General features: G+C 64.6%; 13 protein-coding genes. 7 read left to right on the plus strand and 6 right to left on the minus strand.

Annotated features, from left to right (window positions below; all coding sequences use genetic code 11):
- Window positions 1–5 precede the first annotated feature (5 nt).
- A complete protein-coding gene (pgi, locus tag FJ423_RS18970) occupies window positions 6–1,649 on the minus strand; it encodes a glucose-6-phosphate isomerase (RefSeq protein ID WP_140843874.1) in 1,644 nt (547 codons plus the stop codon).
- Between the two features lie 502 nt (window positions 1,650–2,151).
- Between pgi and FJ423_RS18975 the strand changes: the two genes are divergently transcribed.
- Together FJ423_RS18975 and FJ423_RS18980 are read left to right on the plus strand one after the other, a co-directional pair.
- A complete protein-coding gene (locus tag FJ423_RS18975) occupies window positions 2,152–3,645 on the plus strand; it encodes a PLP-dependent aminotransferase family protein (RefSeq protein WP_140724443.1) in 1,494 nt (497 codons plus the stop codon).
- Between the two features lie 221 nt (window positions 3,646–3,866).
- On the plus strand, window positions 3,867–5,456 hold the full coding sequence (locus FJ423_RS18980) for a trimethylamine methyltransferase family protein (RefSeq protein WP_140843876.1): 1,590 nt from the start codon (window positions 3,867–3,869) through the stop codon (window positions 5,454–5,456).
- Window positions 5,457–5,631: 175 nt separating this feature from the next.
- Here FJ423_RS18980 and FJ423_RS18985 read toward each other — a convergent pair whose 3' ends face one another.
- The gene (locus FJ423_RS18985) at window positions 5,632–6,030 is read right to left on the minus strand and encodes a hypothetical protein (RefSeq protein WP_095766051.1); all 399 of its coding nucleotides are present in this window, start codon (window positions 6,028–6,030) and stop codon (window positions 5,632–5,634) included.
- A gap of 130 nt (window positions 6,031–6,160) precedes the next feature.
- The gene (locus FJ423_RS18990) at window positions 6,161–7,966 is read right to left on the minus strand and encodes an IlvD/Edd family dehydratase (protein ID WP_140843878.1); all 1,806 of its coding nucleotides are present in this window, start codon (window positions 7,964–7,966) and stop codon (window positions 6,161–6,163) included.
- A gap of 150 nt (window positions 7,967–8,116) precedes the next feature.
- On the opposite strand from FJ423_RS18990, the gene FJ423_RS18995 reads away from it, so the two are divergent.
- Window positions 8,117–8,566 carry a carbon monoxide dehydrogenase subunit G gene (locus tag FJ423_RS18995; protein WP_140843880.1) on the plus strand — a complete coding sequence of 150 codons (450 nt, stop codon included), beginning with the start codon at window positions 8,117–8,119 and terminating at the stop codon, window positions 8,564–8,566.
- Between the two features lie 19 nt (window positions 8,567–8,585).
- Here FJ423_RS18995 and FJ423_RS19000 read toward each other — a convergent pair whose 3' ends face one another.
- On the minus strand, window positions 8,586–9,773 hold the full coding sequence (locus tag FJ423_RS19000; protein ID WP_246680200.1) for an Mrp/NBP35 family ATP-binding protein: 1,188 nt from the start codon (window positions 9,771–9,773) through the stop codon (window positions 8,586–8,588).
- Window positions 9,774–9,979: 206 nt separating this feature from the next.
- Here FJ423_RS19000 and FJ423_RS19005 point away from each other — a divergent pair, with 206 nt between their 5' ends.
- A complete protein-coding gene (locus FJ423_RS19005; protein WP_140843884.1) occupies window positions 9,980–10,357 on the plus strand; it encodes a VOC family protein in 378 nt (125 codons plus the stop codon).
- Window positions 10,358–10,386: 29 nt separating this feature from the next.
- On the opposite strand, the gene FJ423_RS19010 is transcribed toward FJ423_RS19005, so the two are convergent.
- Together FJ423_RS19010 and FJ423_RS19015 are read right to left on the minus strand one after the other, a co-directional pair.
- Complete coding sequence (locus FJ423_RS19010) at window positions 10,387–11,391, minus strand: inorganic phosphate transporter (RefSeq protein ID WP_140843886.1); 1,005 nt, start codon at window positions 11,389–11,391, stop codon at window positions 10,387–10,389.
- 3 nt (window positions 11,392–11,394) lie between these two features.
- On the minus strand, window positions 11,395–12,036 hold the full coding sequence (locus tag FJ423_RS19015; RefSeq protein ID WP_140843888.1) for a DUF47 domain-containing protein: 642 nt from the start codon (window positions 12,034–12,036) through the stop codon (window positions 11,395–11,397).
- A 157-nt stretch (window positions 12,037–12,193) separates the two neighbouring features.
- On the opposite strand from FJ423_RS19015, the gene FJ423_RS19020 reads away from it, so the two are divergent.
- The 3 genes from FJ423_RS19020 (at window position 12,194) to FJ423_RS19030 (ending at window position 15,319) form a co-directional block, all read left to right on the plus strand.
- Entirely contained in the window at window positions 12,194–13,093 is a 900-nt protein-coding gene (locus FJ423_RS19020) for a LysR family transcriptional regulator (protein ID WP_140843890.1), read from the plus strand.
- Between the two features lie 193 nt (window positions 13,094–13,286).
- Window positions 13,287–13,766, plus strand: a complete 480-nt coding sequence (locus FJ423_RS19025) for a formate dehydrogenase subunit gamma (protein WP_095766057.1) — start codon at window positions 13,287–13,289, stop codon at window positions 13,764–13,766.
- Window positions 13,763–15,319, plus strand: a complete 1,557-nt coding sequence (locus FJ423_RS19030; protein WP_140843892.1) for an NADH-quinone oxidoreductase subunit NuoF — start codon at window positions 13,763–13,765, stop codon at window positions 15,317–15,319. Before FJ423_RS19025 ends, FJ423_RS19030 begins: the two co-directional genes overlap by 4 nt.

Consider the following 15,319-nt stretch of genomic DNA (forward strand, 5'->3'; position numbering starts at 1 on the left):
CCCGTTTACTCCGCGCCGCGCAATTGGTGGATATGTCCCACCAGCCCGGCAGTCGAGGCGTCGCGTTTTGCGGCAGTCTCCTTGCCTTCCACGACAGGCAGCAGGCCTGTCGCCAGTTCCTTGCCGAGCTCGACGCCCCATTGGTCGAAGGAATTGATATTGAACAGCGTGCCTTCGACGAAGACGCGGTGCTCGTAAAGCGCGATGAGCCGGCCGAGCGTGCGCGGGTCGAGCTTTCTGTAGAGAATGGTCAGCGAGGGGCGATCGCCCGAGAAGACGCGGTGCGGCGCGATGCGGTCGACGTCGGCCGGCTTCATGCCCTTGGCCAGCATCTGGGCGCGCGCCTCTTCCAGCGTGCGCCCCTTCATGAGGGCCTCCGACTGCGCCAGGCAGTTGGCGAGCAAAAGATCATGCTGGTGTTTCAATTCGGGCTCGTGACCGACGGCGGCGGCGAGGAATTCGACCGGGATAAAGTCGGTGCCCTGATGCAGGAGCTGGAAGAAGGCATGCTGGCCGTTGGTGCCGGGCTCGCCCCAGACCAGCGGGCCGGTCGGCGTGGCGACCGCAGTGCCGTCCAGCGTGACGCTCTTGCCGTTCGATTCCATGTCGAGCTGCTGCAGATAGGCCGGCAGGCGCGACAGGCGCTGGTCGTAAGGGATGACGGCGCGGGCCGGATATTTGCAGACGACGCGATGCCACCAGCCGATCAGCCCCAGAAGCACCGGAAGGTTCTTTTGCATCGGCGCCGAGCGGAAATGCTCGTCCATCTCATGCGCGCCGTCGAGGAAGGCGCGGAAATTGCGCGGGCCGACGGAAATCATCACCGGCAGGCCGATGGCGCTCCAGACGGAATAGCGGCCGCCGACCCAGTCCCAGAAGCCGAAGACACGGTCCTGCTCGATGCCGAACTTCGCCACTAGGTCGAGGGCGGTCGAGACGGCGGCGAAATGCTTGCCGACCGCTTCCTTGCCCAACGCCTTCTGAACCCAATCGCGCGCCGTCTGCGCATTGGTCATCGTCTCGACCGTGGTGAAGGTCTTGGAGGCGATGATGAACAAAGTCGTCTCGGCAGACAGACCCTTCAGCGTGTCATGGATATGGGCGCCGTCGACATTGGAGACGTAATGCGCGCGCGGTCCGTCATGATAGGGCGCGAGCGCCAGCGTCACCATCGCCGGGCCGAGGTCCGAGCCGCCGATGCCGATATTGACGATGTCGGTGATCTTCTTGCCGGTGGCGCCGGCCGCCTTGCCGGAGCGGATGGCGTCGGCGAAGGCGCCCATGGCGTCGAGCACGGCGATCACATCGGCCTTGGTGTCCTGGCCGTCGACGATCACGCTCTTGCCGGTCAGGTTGCGCAGCGCGGTGTGCAGCACGGCGCGGTTCTCGGTGATGTTGATCTTCTCGCCCTCAAACATGGCGGCGCGGCGCCCGGCGAGATCGGCGGCGGCGGCGAGCTTTTCCAGCATCGTCATCGTATTTGCGTCGACGGCGCATTTCGACCAGTCGAGCAGAAGGTCGCCATCGGTGACGGAGAATGCCTCGAAGCGCTTGGGATCGGCGGCGAAGGCCTCGCGCATTGTGCCCTTGGCCGCCGCACGCTGCTCACGCAGAGCGGTGACCTGCTTGTCGAAGGCTGACTGATCCACTGGCGGGCTCCTGGCGGGTTTTTAGACCATTTTAACAGGCTGGATGTTTCCGGCGCGTGTCGGCGCGTCATTCTATCGAGCCGATTTCCATTTCGTTCAAGCGCGGCTTTGCCGCACCGCATTCACGCTTTGATGAGGGGCGGTGTTGGATGGTGAGGTGCGGGGCTTTCGCGGCGGGGCGCTGGGCGGAGGGCGACGATGCTGTCGCATCGCGCCTTGGGACAGTGCCGCGACGATGCTGCGCATCGCGCCTCGGCTGGGCCGCGACGATGCTGCGCATCGCGCTTGGATGCTGCGCATCGCGCTTGGATGCTGCGCATCGCGCTTGGATGCTGCGCATCGCGCCTGAACGTGCGGCGACGACGCTTCGCGTCGCGCTTGATAGATCACTGGCATAAATCCCAGCGATCAGAAAAATTGATTGGCGCAACCCCTTATGCCACCCATACACTCCACTGGTCCAGCCAAGTGAAAACAGCTGGCCGTCCGAGGAAGATTTCCCATGCCACAGCGCAATGACACGGCCATATGGTCCGGCCTGTTCCGGATTTCGGCTGAATCCGGCCAAACCCTCCAGGCGCAGATCCGCCAGGCGATCGTCGCGGCCATTCTCGACCGACAGATCGCCGCCTCGATGCCGTTGCCGTCGTGCCGAATTCTCGCGGAAAAACTCGGGGTTGCCCGCGGCACAGTGGTGCTCGCCTTCCAGCAGCTGGTCGACCAGGGCTTCCTGGTGGCGCGCGAACGGCGCGGCCATTTCGTTAATCCGGACGTGCTGGCCACCCCCGCCAAGCCGCACCAGAAAGCGCCCGACCAGCAGAATGAGATCGACTGGAAGGCGCGCCGGCAGATCGCCGCGAGCGACATGCCGCCGCCGGCCAAGCACGACAACTGGATCAAGTCCTCCTATCCGTTCGTCTACGGCCAGTTCGATCCGGCGCTGTTTCCGACCGCCGAATGGCGCGAGTGCAACCGCATGGCGCTGGCGGTGCTCGAGATCCGCAACTGGGCGTCCGACATGGTGGATCGCGACGATCCGCTGCTGATCGAACAGATCCAGGCCAGGCTTCTGCCGCGGCGCGGTATCTTCGCCAATCCGGACGAGATCATCGTGACGCTGGGCGCGCAGAACGCGCTTTATATGCTCGCCACGCTGCTGATGACCAAGGGCTCGAAAGTGGCCATGGAAGACCCGGGCTATCCTGACGCCCGCTCGATCTTCCGGCTGGCCGGCGCCGATATCCAGCCGGTTCCGGTCGACCAGTCGGGCATCGTGACCTCGGCGATCCCCAGCGATTCCGGCTTCGTCTTCGTCACGCCCAGCCACCACTGCCCGACCATGGTGCCGTTGTCGGCGGAACGGCGGCAGGATCTCCTGGCACGCGCCAACCGCAACAACCAGATCATCATCGAGGACGGCTATGACAGCCAGTTGCTCGATGAGGCGCCGCAGCAGGCGCTGAAGAGCCTCGATCGTTCCGGCCGCGTGATCTATGTCGGCTCGATGTCGAAGACGCTGGCTCCGGGTCTCAGGCTTGGCTACATCGTGGCCTCGGCCGGGCTGATCGCCGAGCTTCGCGCACTGCGCCGCTTCATGCTCAGGCACCCGCCGGCGAACAATCAGCGCGCCGTTGCGCTGTTCCTGTCGCTCGGCCATCACGAGGCGCTGGTGCGCAGGCTTTCCACCGCCTTCGACGAACGGCGCAAGCGTCTGGTCCATGCGATTTCCGCCTTCTTGCCAGAGTGGCGTTCGACCGACTCGGCGGGCGGCACATCGCTGTGGCTGGAAGGGCCGCGCGGCACTGATTCACGCGGCCTTGCGGAAGCGGCCGCTTCGCGCAGCGTCATCATCGAACCCGGCGACCGGTTCTTCGATCGCAGCGAAAAGCCCTCTCGTTTCATGCGCTTGGGCATCTCCTCGATCTCGCTGCAGCATATCGAGCCGGGCATCCGCGAACTTGCCACCGCCGCCGGGCGCAGGCCCGCCGCCGCCTGATCGCCACGGACCTCCTGAAAAAGAGCCGGCACCGCGCCGGCTCTTTTTGTTTGGGCGCATGTTTGCCGCTTTAGCACTCTGGCATATTCGACGGGATTGCTTGGCCCATAGGCTGTGCCAATGCCGGCGGCATAGTCGGAGCCAGAAGGGGACGAGGCAGCCGATGGTGGACCAACCGCCGCGTTCGCCGCGCAGAAAAAGACAAAAGGTGGAGTGCTTCCATGTCAGTGGCTCTCGAGAAGCAGGAATCGTCGTCGGACCAGCGTTCGCGGCGTTCCGGCGGGCGCGAAGCGCGCCGCGCGATGCGGGCAGCGCCCTTGGCCGACGACATCCGTCCGGTGCGGCCGGGGCTTGAAGGCGGCAGCTATGGCCCATTGAGCCAGAACGACCGCGAGCGCATCCACGAAGCGGTGCTGACGCTGCTGGAAACGGTCGGCTTCGCCAATGCCATACCGTCCTGCATCGAGGCGCTGACCCGGGTCGGCGCCACCCACGGCGATGACGGCCGCGTTCGGCTGCCGCGCGCCTTGGTGCTGGACACGATCAAAAAGGCGGCGCGCAACTTCACCCTCCATGGCCAGGATCCGAAGCACGACATGCTGATCCAGGGCAAACGCGTGCATTACGGCACGGCGGGCGCGGCGGTGCATCTGGTCGATGTCGAGAAGCGCGAATATCGCGAATCGCTGCTGCAGGACCTCTACGACGCCGCCCGTCTGGTCGATGGGTTGGACAACATCCACTTCTTCCAGCGCACCATGGTGCCGCGCGACATTCCCGACCCGCTCGATATGGATTTCAACACGCTCTATGCCTGCGTGATGGGGACGTCCAAGCATGTCGGCACCTCGTTCACCGTGCGCGAGAACGTCAAGCCAGCGCTGGAAATGCTTTATGCAATCGCCGGCGGGGAGGAGAATTTCCGGGCGCGGCCGTTCGTGTCGAACTCGAACTGCTTCGTCGTGCCGCCGATGAAGTTCGCCGAGGACGCCTGCGGCGTGCTGGAGGCCTGCGTCGAAGGCGGCATTCCGATCCTGCTTCTGTCGGCCGGCCAGGCCGGCGCCACCGCACCTGCCGCCATTGCCGGCGCCGTCGTGCAAGCGGTCGCGGAAGTGCTGATGGGCCTGGTCTATGTCAATGCCGTCAAGCCTGGACATCCGGCGATCTTCGGCACTTGGCCGTTCGTTTCCGACCTCAGGACCGGCGCCATGTCGGGCGGCTCGGCGGAGCAAGCAGTGCTGACCGCGGCCTGCGCACAGATGGCGCAATATTATGACCTGCCCGGGGGCTCGGCCGCCGGCATGTCGGACTCGAAGCTGCCTGACATCCAGGCCGGCTACGAGAAGGGCATCACCAATGTCATGGCGGGCTTGTCCGGCCTGAACCTGGTCTATGAATCGGCCGGCATGCATGCCTCGCTGCTCGGCTTCTGCCTCGAAAGCCTGATCATCGACAACGATATGCTCGGACATTGCCTGCGCTGCGTGCGCGGCATCGAGGTGACCGACGATGCGCTGTCGATCGATACCATCGCCGATGTCTGCCTCAAGGGCCCCGGCCATTATCTCGGCAACGATCAGACGCTGAAGCTGATGCAGACGGAATATTTCTATCCCGCCGTCGGCGACCGTTTCTCGCCCAAGGAATGGAACGAAAAGGGCCGGCCCGACATCCTGTCGCGGGCGATCGCGGAGAAGAAGCGCGTGCTTGCCGAGCGCTTCCCGCGCCATGTCTCGCGCCTGCTGGACGACAAATTGCGCGCCCGCTTCGGCGAGATGATCAAATTGCCGCGCAGCAAGATGGGCGGCTAATATTCAGGTGAGGCCGGCCTGCAAACGATGCCTTCCTGCGCTTCCGCCTTCGCCGGCCGAAGCACTCATGGGCGGCGGCGCGGAAGTTAAGGCTACGGCCGGCGTAGGCCGGTTCTCGGAACCCGCCATTTTCGACTCGGCCTGACCGAAATCTCAACGCATCCTGTTCGTTTGATCATTCCGCGCTCAGCCCGTAGCGCTCGACGACCTCGGCGTTGATCAGCTTAGCGTGCAGCGTCATCAGCACGATCTGCGCGTCGAAACTGTCGCCGGCCTCCAGCGCCGCCTCGATGCGGCGCTCGACCTGCAATGTCGGCTCGCGGCCGTTGGCCTGCTCGAACACATGGCGCCCGGCGACGCAATAGCCGCAGAGCTGCGCCACGGATGCATAGGCGTCCGCCGGCGGCTCGTCGGGCCAGCGGTCGTTCATCAGGTTGACGATGGTGAGTTTCACGCCCTCTGGTACCAGCGCCGGATGCAGGTCGGCCGCACGCAACGCGTCGTCGAGCTGGCGCAGATCGCCGGAGCGGCCGAACATGCCGAGAAAGCCGAGGGAAGAGCGCCGTTTCGCCACGATGATCTGTCCCTTCCTGAGCTGCCGAGGTCGAGCTTATCTGTGGGTTCCTTGGAGATGAAACAAGGGCAACAGGAAAGGGCGGCTCGCCGTCGGCAAGCCGCCCCTTTGATCGGCCGAATAAATAGGCTTAGTGATTGTCGCGCGGCACGCCGCTGGTATGGGCGACGTCCTGGTATTTCACCGCCGGTTTCAGCACCATGCCGGCCGAGAACTGGTCGACCATGCCGCGCTGGATCTCCTGCCATGGCGTCTGGTGCTGGGGATAGTGATAGCCGCCATTGGCCTGCAGCGCGGCGCGCCGCTTGGCGATCTCCTCGTCGCTGACGAGGATATTGGCCGTGGCCTTTTTCAGGTCGATGCGGACGCGGTCGCCGCTCTTGAGCAGCGCCAGCCCGCCGCCGATCGCGGCTTCAGGCGAGGCATTGAGGATCGACGGGGAGCCCGACGTGCCGGACTGGCGGCCGTCACCGATGCAGGCAAGGGCGTGGATGCCCTTCTTGATCAGGTAGGCCGGCGGCTGCATGTTGACCACCTCGGCGCCGCCCGGATAGCCGACCGGACCGGCGCCGCGCATGAACAGGATCGTGTGCTCGTCGATGCCCTGCGCCGGATCGTCGATGCGGGCGTGGTAATCCTCCGGCCCGTCGAAGACCATGGCGTTGCCTTCGAAGGCCTCGGGATCGTTCGGGTTTGAGAGGTAGCGCTCACGAAATTCGGGCGAGATGCCGCTGGTCTTCATGATGGCGGAATCGAACAGATTGCCCTTGAGGTTGATGAAGCCTGCATTGGCCTTGAGCGGCTTGTCGGCGCTGCGGATGACGTCGTAGTTCTCGTTAACGGCATCCCTGCAATTGTCGGCCATCGTCCTGCCGTTGGCGGTGATCGCACCGGGATGCGGCAGCAGCCCGGCCTTCATCAGTTCGGCGACGACCGCCGGCACGCCGCCGGCATGATGATAATCCTCGCCGAGATACTCGCCCGTCGGCTGCAGGTTGACCAGCAGCGGGATGTCGAGGCCGATCCTCTGCCAGTCGTCATTGTCGAGCGGCACGCCGAGATGGCGGGCGATGGCGTTGAGGTGGATCGGCGCGTTGGTGGAGCCGCCGATGGCCGAGTTGACGACGATGGCGTTCTCGAAGGCCTCCCGCGTCATGATGTCGGAGGGCTTCAGATCCTCATGCACCATGTCGACGATGCGCTTGCCGGTCTCGTAGGCGATCTGACCGCGCTCGCGGTACGGCGCGGGAATGGCGGCAGAGCCCGGCAGTTGCATGCCGAGCGCCTCGGCCAGCGAGTTCATCGTGGTGGCGGTGCCCATGGTGTTGCAATAGCCGGTCGACGGCGCCGAGGAGGCGACGATGTCCATGAACTCGTCATAGTTGATCTCGCCGGCAGACAGGCGCTGGCGCGATTCCCAGACGATGGTGCCGGACCCGGTGCGCTTGCCCTTGTGCCAGCCATTGAGCATCGGGCCGACCGACAGGGCGATCGCCGGAATGTTGACGGTGGCCGCCGCCATCAGCAGCGCCGGCGTGGTCTTGTCGCAACCGATGGTCAGCACGACGCCGTCGAGCGGGTAGCCGTAGAGCACCTCGACCAGGCTGAGATAGGCAAGATTGCGGTCGAGCGCGGCGGTGGGGCGCTTGCCGGTCTCCTGGATCGGATGGCAGGGGAACTCGAAGGGGATGCCGCCCATCGAGACGATGCCCTCGCGCACGCGCTTGGCGAGCTCGAGGTGGTGCCGGTTGCAGGGCGAAAGATCGGAACCGGTCTGCGCGATGCCGATCAGCGGCTTGCCCGACATCAGCTCGGCGCGCGTCAGGCCGTAATTGAGGTAGCGTTCGAGATAGAGCGCCGTCATGCCCGGATTGTCGGGATTGTCGAACCACTCCTGCGAGCGAAATTTCTTTTTCTTGGTGGGGGCGCCTGCCATGGTGGTCTCCGTATTTGTATGACAAATCGATAGGACAATGCGTCCATGCAGGCAAGAGGCAGGCGCAGCCGGAACCCGGACTTTGGTGCGATAGACTTGTTTCGGGCCGCGCGCTACGACCAACCGGCATCAGCAATGCGGGAGGTCTTGATGGCTTTGGTGATCGAAGGCGAGGAGCGGATCGCCGCACCCATCGGGAAAGTGTGGGAAGCCCTTAACGACCCGGAGATCCTGAGGGTGGCGATTCCCGGCTGCCAGAGTCTCGAGAAGAATTCGGACACCGCCATGGCTGCGACCGTGGTGCTCAAGATCGGCCCGATCAAGGCGACCTTTAACGGCGAAGTCACGCTGAAAAACCTCAAGCCACCGCATTCCTACACCATCCAGGGCGAAGGCAAGGGCGGCGTTGCCGGTTTCGCCAAGGGCGGCGCCGACGTGACGCTGACCGCCGACGGGGCAGACTCGACAGTGCTCAAATACGCCGCCAAGGCCGAGGTCGGCGGCAAGATCGCGCAACTCGGCAGCCGGCTGATCGAATCGACATCGAAGAAATTGGCAGGGCAGTTCTTCTCGACGTTCGGCGAGAAGGTCGGCGCCTGACCCTCAAAGGAAAGGGGAGTTATTCGAACACGATGCTTGGCACGGCGGCTTCGGCGGCGCCGCGCTCTTCCTGGACCCTTTCCCAGACCTTGCTGGCGATATCGCGGTAGATCTTTGCTTCCGCGCCCTCCGGCTTGGAGGCGACGACCGGGGCGCCGGCGTCCGAGCTTTCGCGGATGCCCATTTCCAGAGGCACCTCGCCGAGGAAGGTGACGCCCAGGCGCTCGGCCTCGCGGCGCGCGCCGCCATGGCCGAAAATGTCGTAGCGCTTGCCGGTGTCGGGAGCGAGGAAGTAGCTCATATTCTCGACGATGCCGAGCAGCGGCACGTCGACCTTCTTGAACATGTTGAGGCCCTTGCGGGCGTCGATCAGCGCCAGATCCTGCGGCGTCGAGACGATGACGGCGCCGGCGAGCGGCACCTGCTGGGCCATGGTGAGTTGGGCATCGCCGGTGCCGGGCGGCATGTCGACCACCAGCACGTCGAGCGGACCCCATTCGACCTCGCGCAGCATTTGCGTCAGCGCCGACATCACCATCGGGCCGCGCCAGATCATCGGCGTCTCCTCATCGACGAGGAAGCCCATCGACATCACCTTGAGACCGTAATTCTGCATCGGCTTCAGCACCTTGCCGTCGACGGTCTGCGGCCGGCCGTGGATGTTGAGCAGCCTGGGCATGGACGGGCCGTAGATATCGGCATCGAGCACGCCGACCTTCAGCCCGTTGGCAGCAAGGCCGAGCGCCAGGTTGACGGCGGTGGTCGACTTGCCGACGCCGCCCTTGCCGGAGGCGACGGCGATGATGGCGTCGATGCCGGGCACGCCGCGCCTGCCATGGCTCTGCGAGGTGGGCGCATGCGGCGCAGGGCGCTGCGGCGCCGGCTGCGGAGTCGGCCGCTGCGGTGCAGCCTGCGAAGGTTGACGCGGCGGAACCGGCGCTTCCATGCCGCCGCCCTTTTTCTCCGCCGTCAGCGCGACGACCGCGCTGGCGACGCCGGGGATAGCCTTCACCGCGCGCTCGGCCGCGGCACGCAGCGGCTCCAGCTCCTGGGCGCGGGCGGCGGGCACGGTGATCGAGAAGAAGACCTTGGAATCGGCGATGAAAATCTCGGAAACCATGCCGAGATCGACGATGTTGCCGGTGAAGTCCGGCCCGTTCACCGTCTTCAGGCGCTCGATGACGGATTCCTTGGTAACGGTCATGATCTTTCCTCGGCGTTTGGCGTCCAGATAGTGCAGTTTGCCGGCAGAACCAAGCCGTGGCGCAACGGCTCGCCCGGCGTGCCCCGGAAAGCGACGGATGGTGTCGGCTTTGGCCATGGCCGTTGCGCAGGTTCGGGCCCGGTCATAGCCAAACGGTGCGCCCGCGCTATCTCCATCGCCATCACGACAACCGGGGAAGGAAGACGGTCATGCTTGAAAACAGCAATGTGACAGCCAATCTCGCGGTGAAGGACATCGCCAAGGCAAGGGCGTTCTACGAGGGCACGCTGGGCCTCAGCCAAGTGGACGACATGGATGGCGAGCTGATCGTCTACAAAAGCGGTGACACGCTCCTCAATGTCTATCGCTCGCAATTCGCCGGCACCAACAAGGCGACGGCCGCAACCTGGGCGGTCGGCGACCGGATCGAGACGATCGTCAAATCGCTGCGGTCGAAGGGCATAACCTTCGAGCACTATGATATGCCCGGCCTGTCGCTCGAAGGCGACATCCATGTCGGCTCGGGCATGAAGGTGGCCTGGTTCAAGGATCCCGACGGCAACATCCTGAACCTGGTGGGCAAATAGCGCCCACTCTCAGGCGGGGCCGGAACCCGTCATCCGGCCAGCCTTGTGGCGAGATAGGTCAACGCCGAAATCGCCGCCGTCGCCGGCAAGGTGATCACCCAGGCGACGACGATATTGCCGGCGATGCCCCAGCGCACGGCGGAGACGCGGCGGGCGGCACCCACGCCGATGATGGCGCCCGTGATGGTATGCGTCGTCGAAACCGGGACACCGAGCCAGGTGGCGGCGAAAAGCGTTACGGCGCCGCCGGTCTCGGCGCAAAAACCCTGCATCGGATTCAGCCGCGTGATCTTCGATCCCATGGTGTGGACGATGCGCCAGCCGCCGAGCAGCGTGCCCAACGCCAGTGCCGACTGACAGGTGAGCACCACCCACAGCGGCACATGGAAAGTCGGGCCGAGCGCGCCCTGCGAAAAGAGCAGCACGGCGATGATGCCCATGGTCTTCTGCGCGTCGTTGCCGCCATGTCCCAGCGAATAGAGCGAGGCGGAAAAGAACTGCAGCACGCGAAAGCTGTTGTCGACCGCGAATGGCGTCTGGCGCACGAACAGCCAGGAGACGATGAGTACCAGGACGAGCGCCAGCACGAATCCCGTCGCCGGTGAGAGCACGATGGCCGCGACAGTCTTGCCGAGCCCCGACCAAACGATGGCGCCCAGGCCTGCCTTGGCGACGCCGGCGCCGACCAGCCCGCCGATCAGCGCGTGCGAGCTGCTCGACGGAATGCCGGCGACCCAGGTGACGATATTCCAGACGATGGCGCCGACGAGTGCGGCAAAAATCACCGCCGGCGTGACGATGCTGGCGTCGATGATGCCTTTTCCCACCGTCTCAGCGACATGCAAGCCGAAGAACAGGAAGGCGATGAAATTGAAGAAAGCCGCCCACAGCACCGCGTAATGCGGCCTGAGCACCCGGGTGGAGACGATGGTCGCGATCGAGTTGGCGGCATCGTGCAGGCCGTTGAGGAAATCGAAGAACAGCGCCACGGCAACGAGGCCGACCAGCAGGGGAAAGGCGATCGTGGCGTCCATCGCCTAAACGTTCTCGATGACGATGCCGCTGATCTCGTTGGCGACATCCTCGAAACGGTCGACCACTTTCTCCAGCTGGCCATAAATCTCCGAACCGATCAGATAGGCCATGGCTTCGCTGCGGCCATGACGCTTGAACAGATCCTTCAGGCCATGCTCGTGCAGATCGTCGGCGCGGCCCTCGACGCGCATTACCTCCTCGGCGATGGCGTTGAGGCGCGCTGCGTTGGCGCCGACCTTGCCGAGCAGCGGGATCGCCTCGGCGACCAACCGGGCGGCCTGGACGATGACGCCGCCCATTTCCCGCATCAGCGGATCGAATTCCCTCACTTCGAACAGTTTCACCGTCTTGACGGTCTTGTGCATCATGTCGATGGCGTCATCCATCGACTGGATCAGATCCTTGATGTCGCCGCGGTCGAAGGGTGTGATGAAGGAGCGCCTGACGGCAAGCAGGACCTCGGCGGTGATGCCGTCAGCCTCGTTCTCGAGATCGATGATCTCTTGGCACCAGCGGTCGATGTCCTTGCCCTGGAGAAGTTGCTCAAGGGCTTCGGCGCCGCCGACCACGGTGCGCGAATGCCGCTCGAACAGGTCGAAGAAGCGATCCTCGCGCGGCAACAGCTTGCGAAACCAACCCAGCATGTCGTCCTCCCTGCTTCCACCTATCTCACAAAACGCCACGCGCGGCGCGGGAAAACAGATAGCCGGCTCAAAATGTGGACGAGGCCGATTGCGCATGCGTCTTGCGAAGCAGGGCGATTTCCCCGACCCTTGGGCAAACCGCGGCGGATCGGACGGCATGATCGACAAACTGGAATTCTTCATCGCTCTCGCCAAGGAGGAGCATTTCGGCCGGGCCGCGGAGGTGTGCGGCGTCACCCAACCGACCTTGTCGGCCGGCATCAAGCAGCTCGAGGAACAGCTCGGCGTCATGCTGGTGCTGCGCGGCTCGCGCTTCCAGGGGCTGACGCCGGAGGGCACGCAGGTGCTGGGCTGGGCGCGCCGCATCGTCGGCGACTCCCGCACGATGCGCGAGGAGATGCGGGCGGCGCGCCACGGCCTGTCCGGGCGCATCCGCATCGCCGCGATCCCGACGGCCCTCGCCATGGTGGCGCGGCTGACGACGCCATTCCGCGAAAAGCATCCGGGCGTCACCTTCTCGGTGCTGTCGCGTACATCCATCGAAGTGCTGTCGCTGCTCGGTAATTTCGACGTCGATGCCGGCATCACCTATCTCGACAACGAGCCGCTCGGCCGCGTGACCAGCGTGCCGCTCTATGACGAGCGCTACCAGTTGATCACCGCGGTCGGAAACCCCTATTCCGACCGCGACAAAGTGACATGGGCGGAGATCAGCCAGTTGCCGCTCTGCCTGCTGACGCCGGATATGCAGAACCGCCGCATCATTGACCAGCATCTGGCGGAAGCCGGCGTGCAGGTGCGGCCGACGCTGGAATCGAATTCGATGATCGTGCTGTTCTCGCATATCCGCACCGGCAAATGGTCGTCGATCATGCCGCTCAACCTTGCGGAAACGTTCGGCTTTTCCGAGCCCATCCGGGCCATCCCGATCGTCGAGCCGGACGCCAGCCACACGGTCGGGCTGGTGGCGGCGCCGCGCGAGCCGCACACGCCGCTGGTGCAGGCGCTTCTGGGAGAGGCGATGGCGCTGGCGGACGATTTCCGCGCCCACCGCTAGGTTAGACAATGCGAGCCGATGGAGCTTGATAGAAAATTTCTATCAAGCGACGAAAGCGCTTTATTGATTTCGGAGGTTTCCTCTGATTTCGTAAGGACTTAGCGATATTGCGCCCTATGCATGTCGTTGCCCCGAAACCGCTCTATATGCTGGGGTGACATACATTGGCCGCCACGACCAGGGAGGGCGCTGCGTGAGCATGCAGGCCGCAAGTACCGAGATCGCGTCGCGCACGGCGGCGATCATTGACGAGATGAAGGGCCTCGAAGGCCCGTTGCTGCCGATCCTGCACAGCATACAGGAAGAGTTCGGGCATGTTCCGAAAGACGCGCTGCCGGTGATCGCCGACGGGCTGAACCTGTCGCGGGCCGAGGTGCACGGCGTGGTCAGCTTCTATCACGATTTCCGCGCCAAGCCCGCCGGGCGGCACGTGCTGAAGCTCTGCCAGGCGGAAGCCTGCCAATCGATGGGCTCGGACGCCGTCGCGGCCAAGATCAAGCAGTTGCTGGGCATCGATTTCCACGAGACCACGCGCGACGGATCGGTTACACTGGAGCCGGTCTATTGCCTCGGGCTTTGCGCCTGCTCGCCGTCGGCGATGCTCGACGGCGAAGTCATCGGTCGGCTCGATGACGAGAAGATCGAAGAGATCGTCGCGGAGGTACGTTCATGATCCCGCGCATCTATGTCCCGGCAGATTCCGGCGCGCTGGCGCTTGGTGCCGAAAAGGTCGCCAAGGCGATCGAGAAGGAGCTCAAGGAGCGCGGCGTCGAAGCCAAGATCGTGCGCAACGGCTCGCGCGGCGCCTATTTCCTGGAGCCGATGGTCGAGGTGGCGACGGCTGAGGGCCGCGTCGCCTACGGGCCGGTCAAGCCGTCCGACGTCAAGAGCCTGTTCGACAGCGGCTTCCTCAAGGGCGGCCATCACAAGCGCTGGTTGGGCTCCCCCGACAAGATCCCCTTCTTCGCCAAGCAGACGCGGCTGACCTTCGCGCGCTGCGGCATCATCGATCCGCTGTCACTCGACAGCTACAAATCGCATGGCGGCCTGAACGGCCTGCAGAATGCAGTGGCGATGGCGCCCGCGGACATCGTGAAACAGGTGACCGAATCCGGCCTGCGCGGCCGCGGCGGCGCCGGCTTCCCGACCGGCATCAAGTGGAAGACGGTGCTGGATACGGCGGGCGAGCAGAAATACATCGTCTGCAACGCCGACGAAGGCGACAGCGCCACTTTCGCCGACCGCATGATCATGGAAGGCGATCCCTTCGTGCTGATCGAAGGCATGGCGATCGCCGGCATCGCCACAGGCGCGACCAAGGGTTTCGTCTATATCCGCTCGGAATATCCGCATGCGGTGGCGACGATGAACAAGGCAGTCGCGATCGCCCGCAAGGCAGGCGTGCTCGGCCTCAATGTGCTGGGCTCGCCCAACGCCTTCGACATGGAAATCCGCGTCGGCGCCGGCGCCTATGTCTGCGGCGAGGAAACGTCGTTGCTCAACAGCCTCGAGGGCAAGCGTGGCGTGGTGCGCGCCAAGCCGCCGCTGCCCGCGATCCAAGGCTTGTTCGGCAAGCCGACGGTGATCAACAACGTCATCTCGCTGGCTTCCGTGCCGATCATCATGGACAGGGGCGCTGCCTACTACAAGGATTTCGGCATGGGCCGCTCGCGCGGCACGATCCCGATCCAGATCGCCGGCAACGTCAAACATGGCGGCCTGTTCGAGACGGCTTTCGGTCTGACGCTGGGCGAGATCGTCGACGACATCGGCGGCGGCACGTCCACTGGGCGTCCGGTGAAGGCGGTGCAGGTCGGCGGCCCGCTCGGCGCCTATTTCCCGCGGGCGCTGTTCGACACGCCGTTCGACTACGAGGAATTCGCCAAGCGCGACGGGCTGATCGGCCATGCCGGCATCACCGTGTTCGACGACACCGCCGACATGCTGAAGCAGGCGCGCTTCGCCATGGAGTTCTGCGCCATCGAAAGCTGCGGCAAGTGCACGCCCTGCCGCATCGGCTCGACGCGCGGCGTGGAGGTTCTGGACAAGGTCGCCGCCGGAATCGAGGCGGAAAAGAACCTCGCTCTGGTCACTGACCTCTGCAACACGATGAAGTTCGGATCGCTCTGCGCGCTGGGCGGCTTCACGCCCTACCCGGTGATGAGCTCGATCACGCATTTCCCCGAGGATTTCAAGCCCGCGCCGGCGCGCGTGGCGGCTGAATAG

Origin of the sequence: Mesorhizobium sp. B2-8-9, from assembly GCF_006439475.1 — a bacterium.
Lineage (GTDB): Bacteria > Pseudomonadota > Alphaproteobacteria > Rhizobiales > Rhizobiaceae > Mesorhizobium.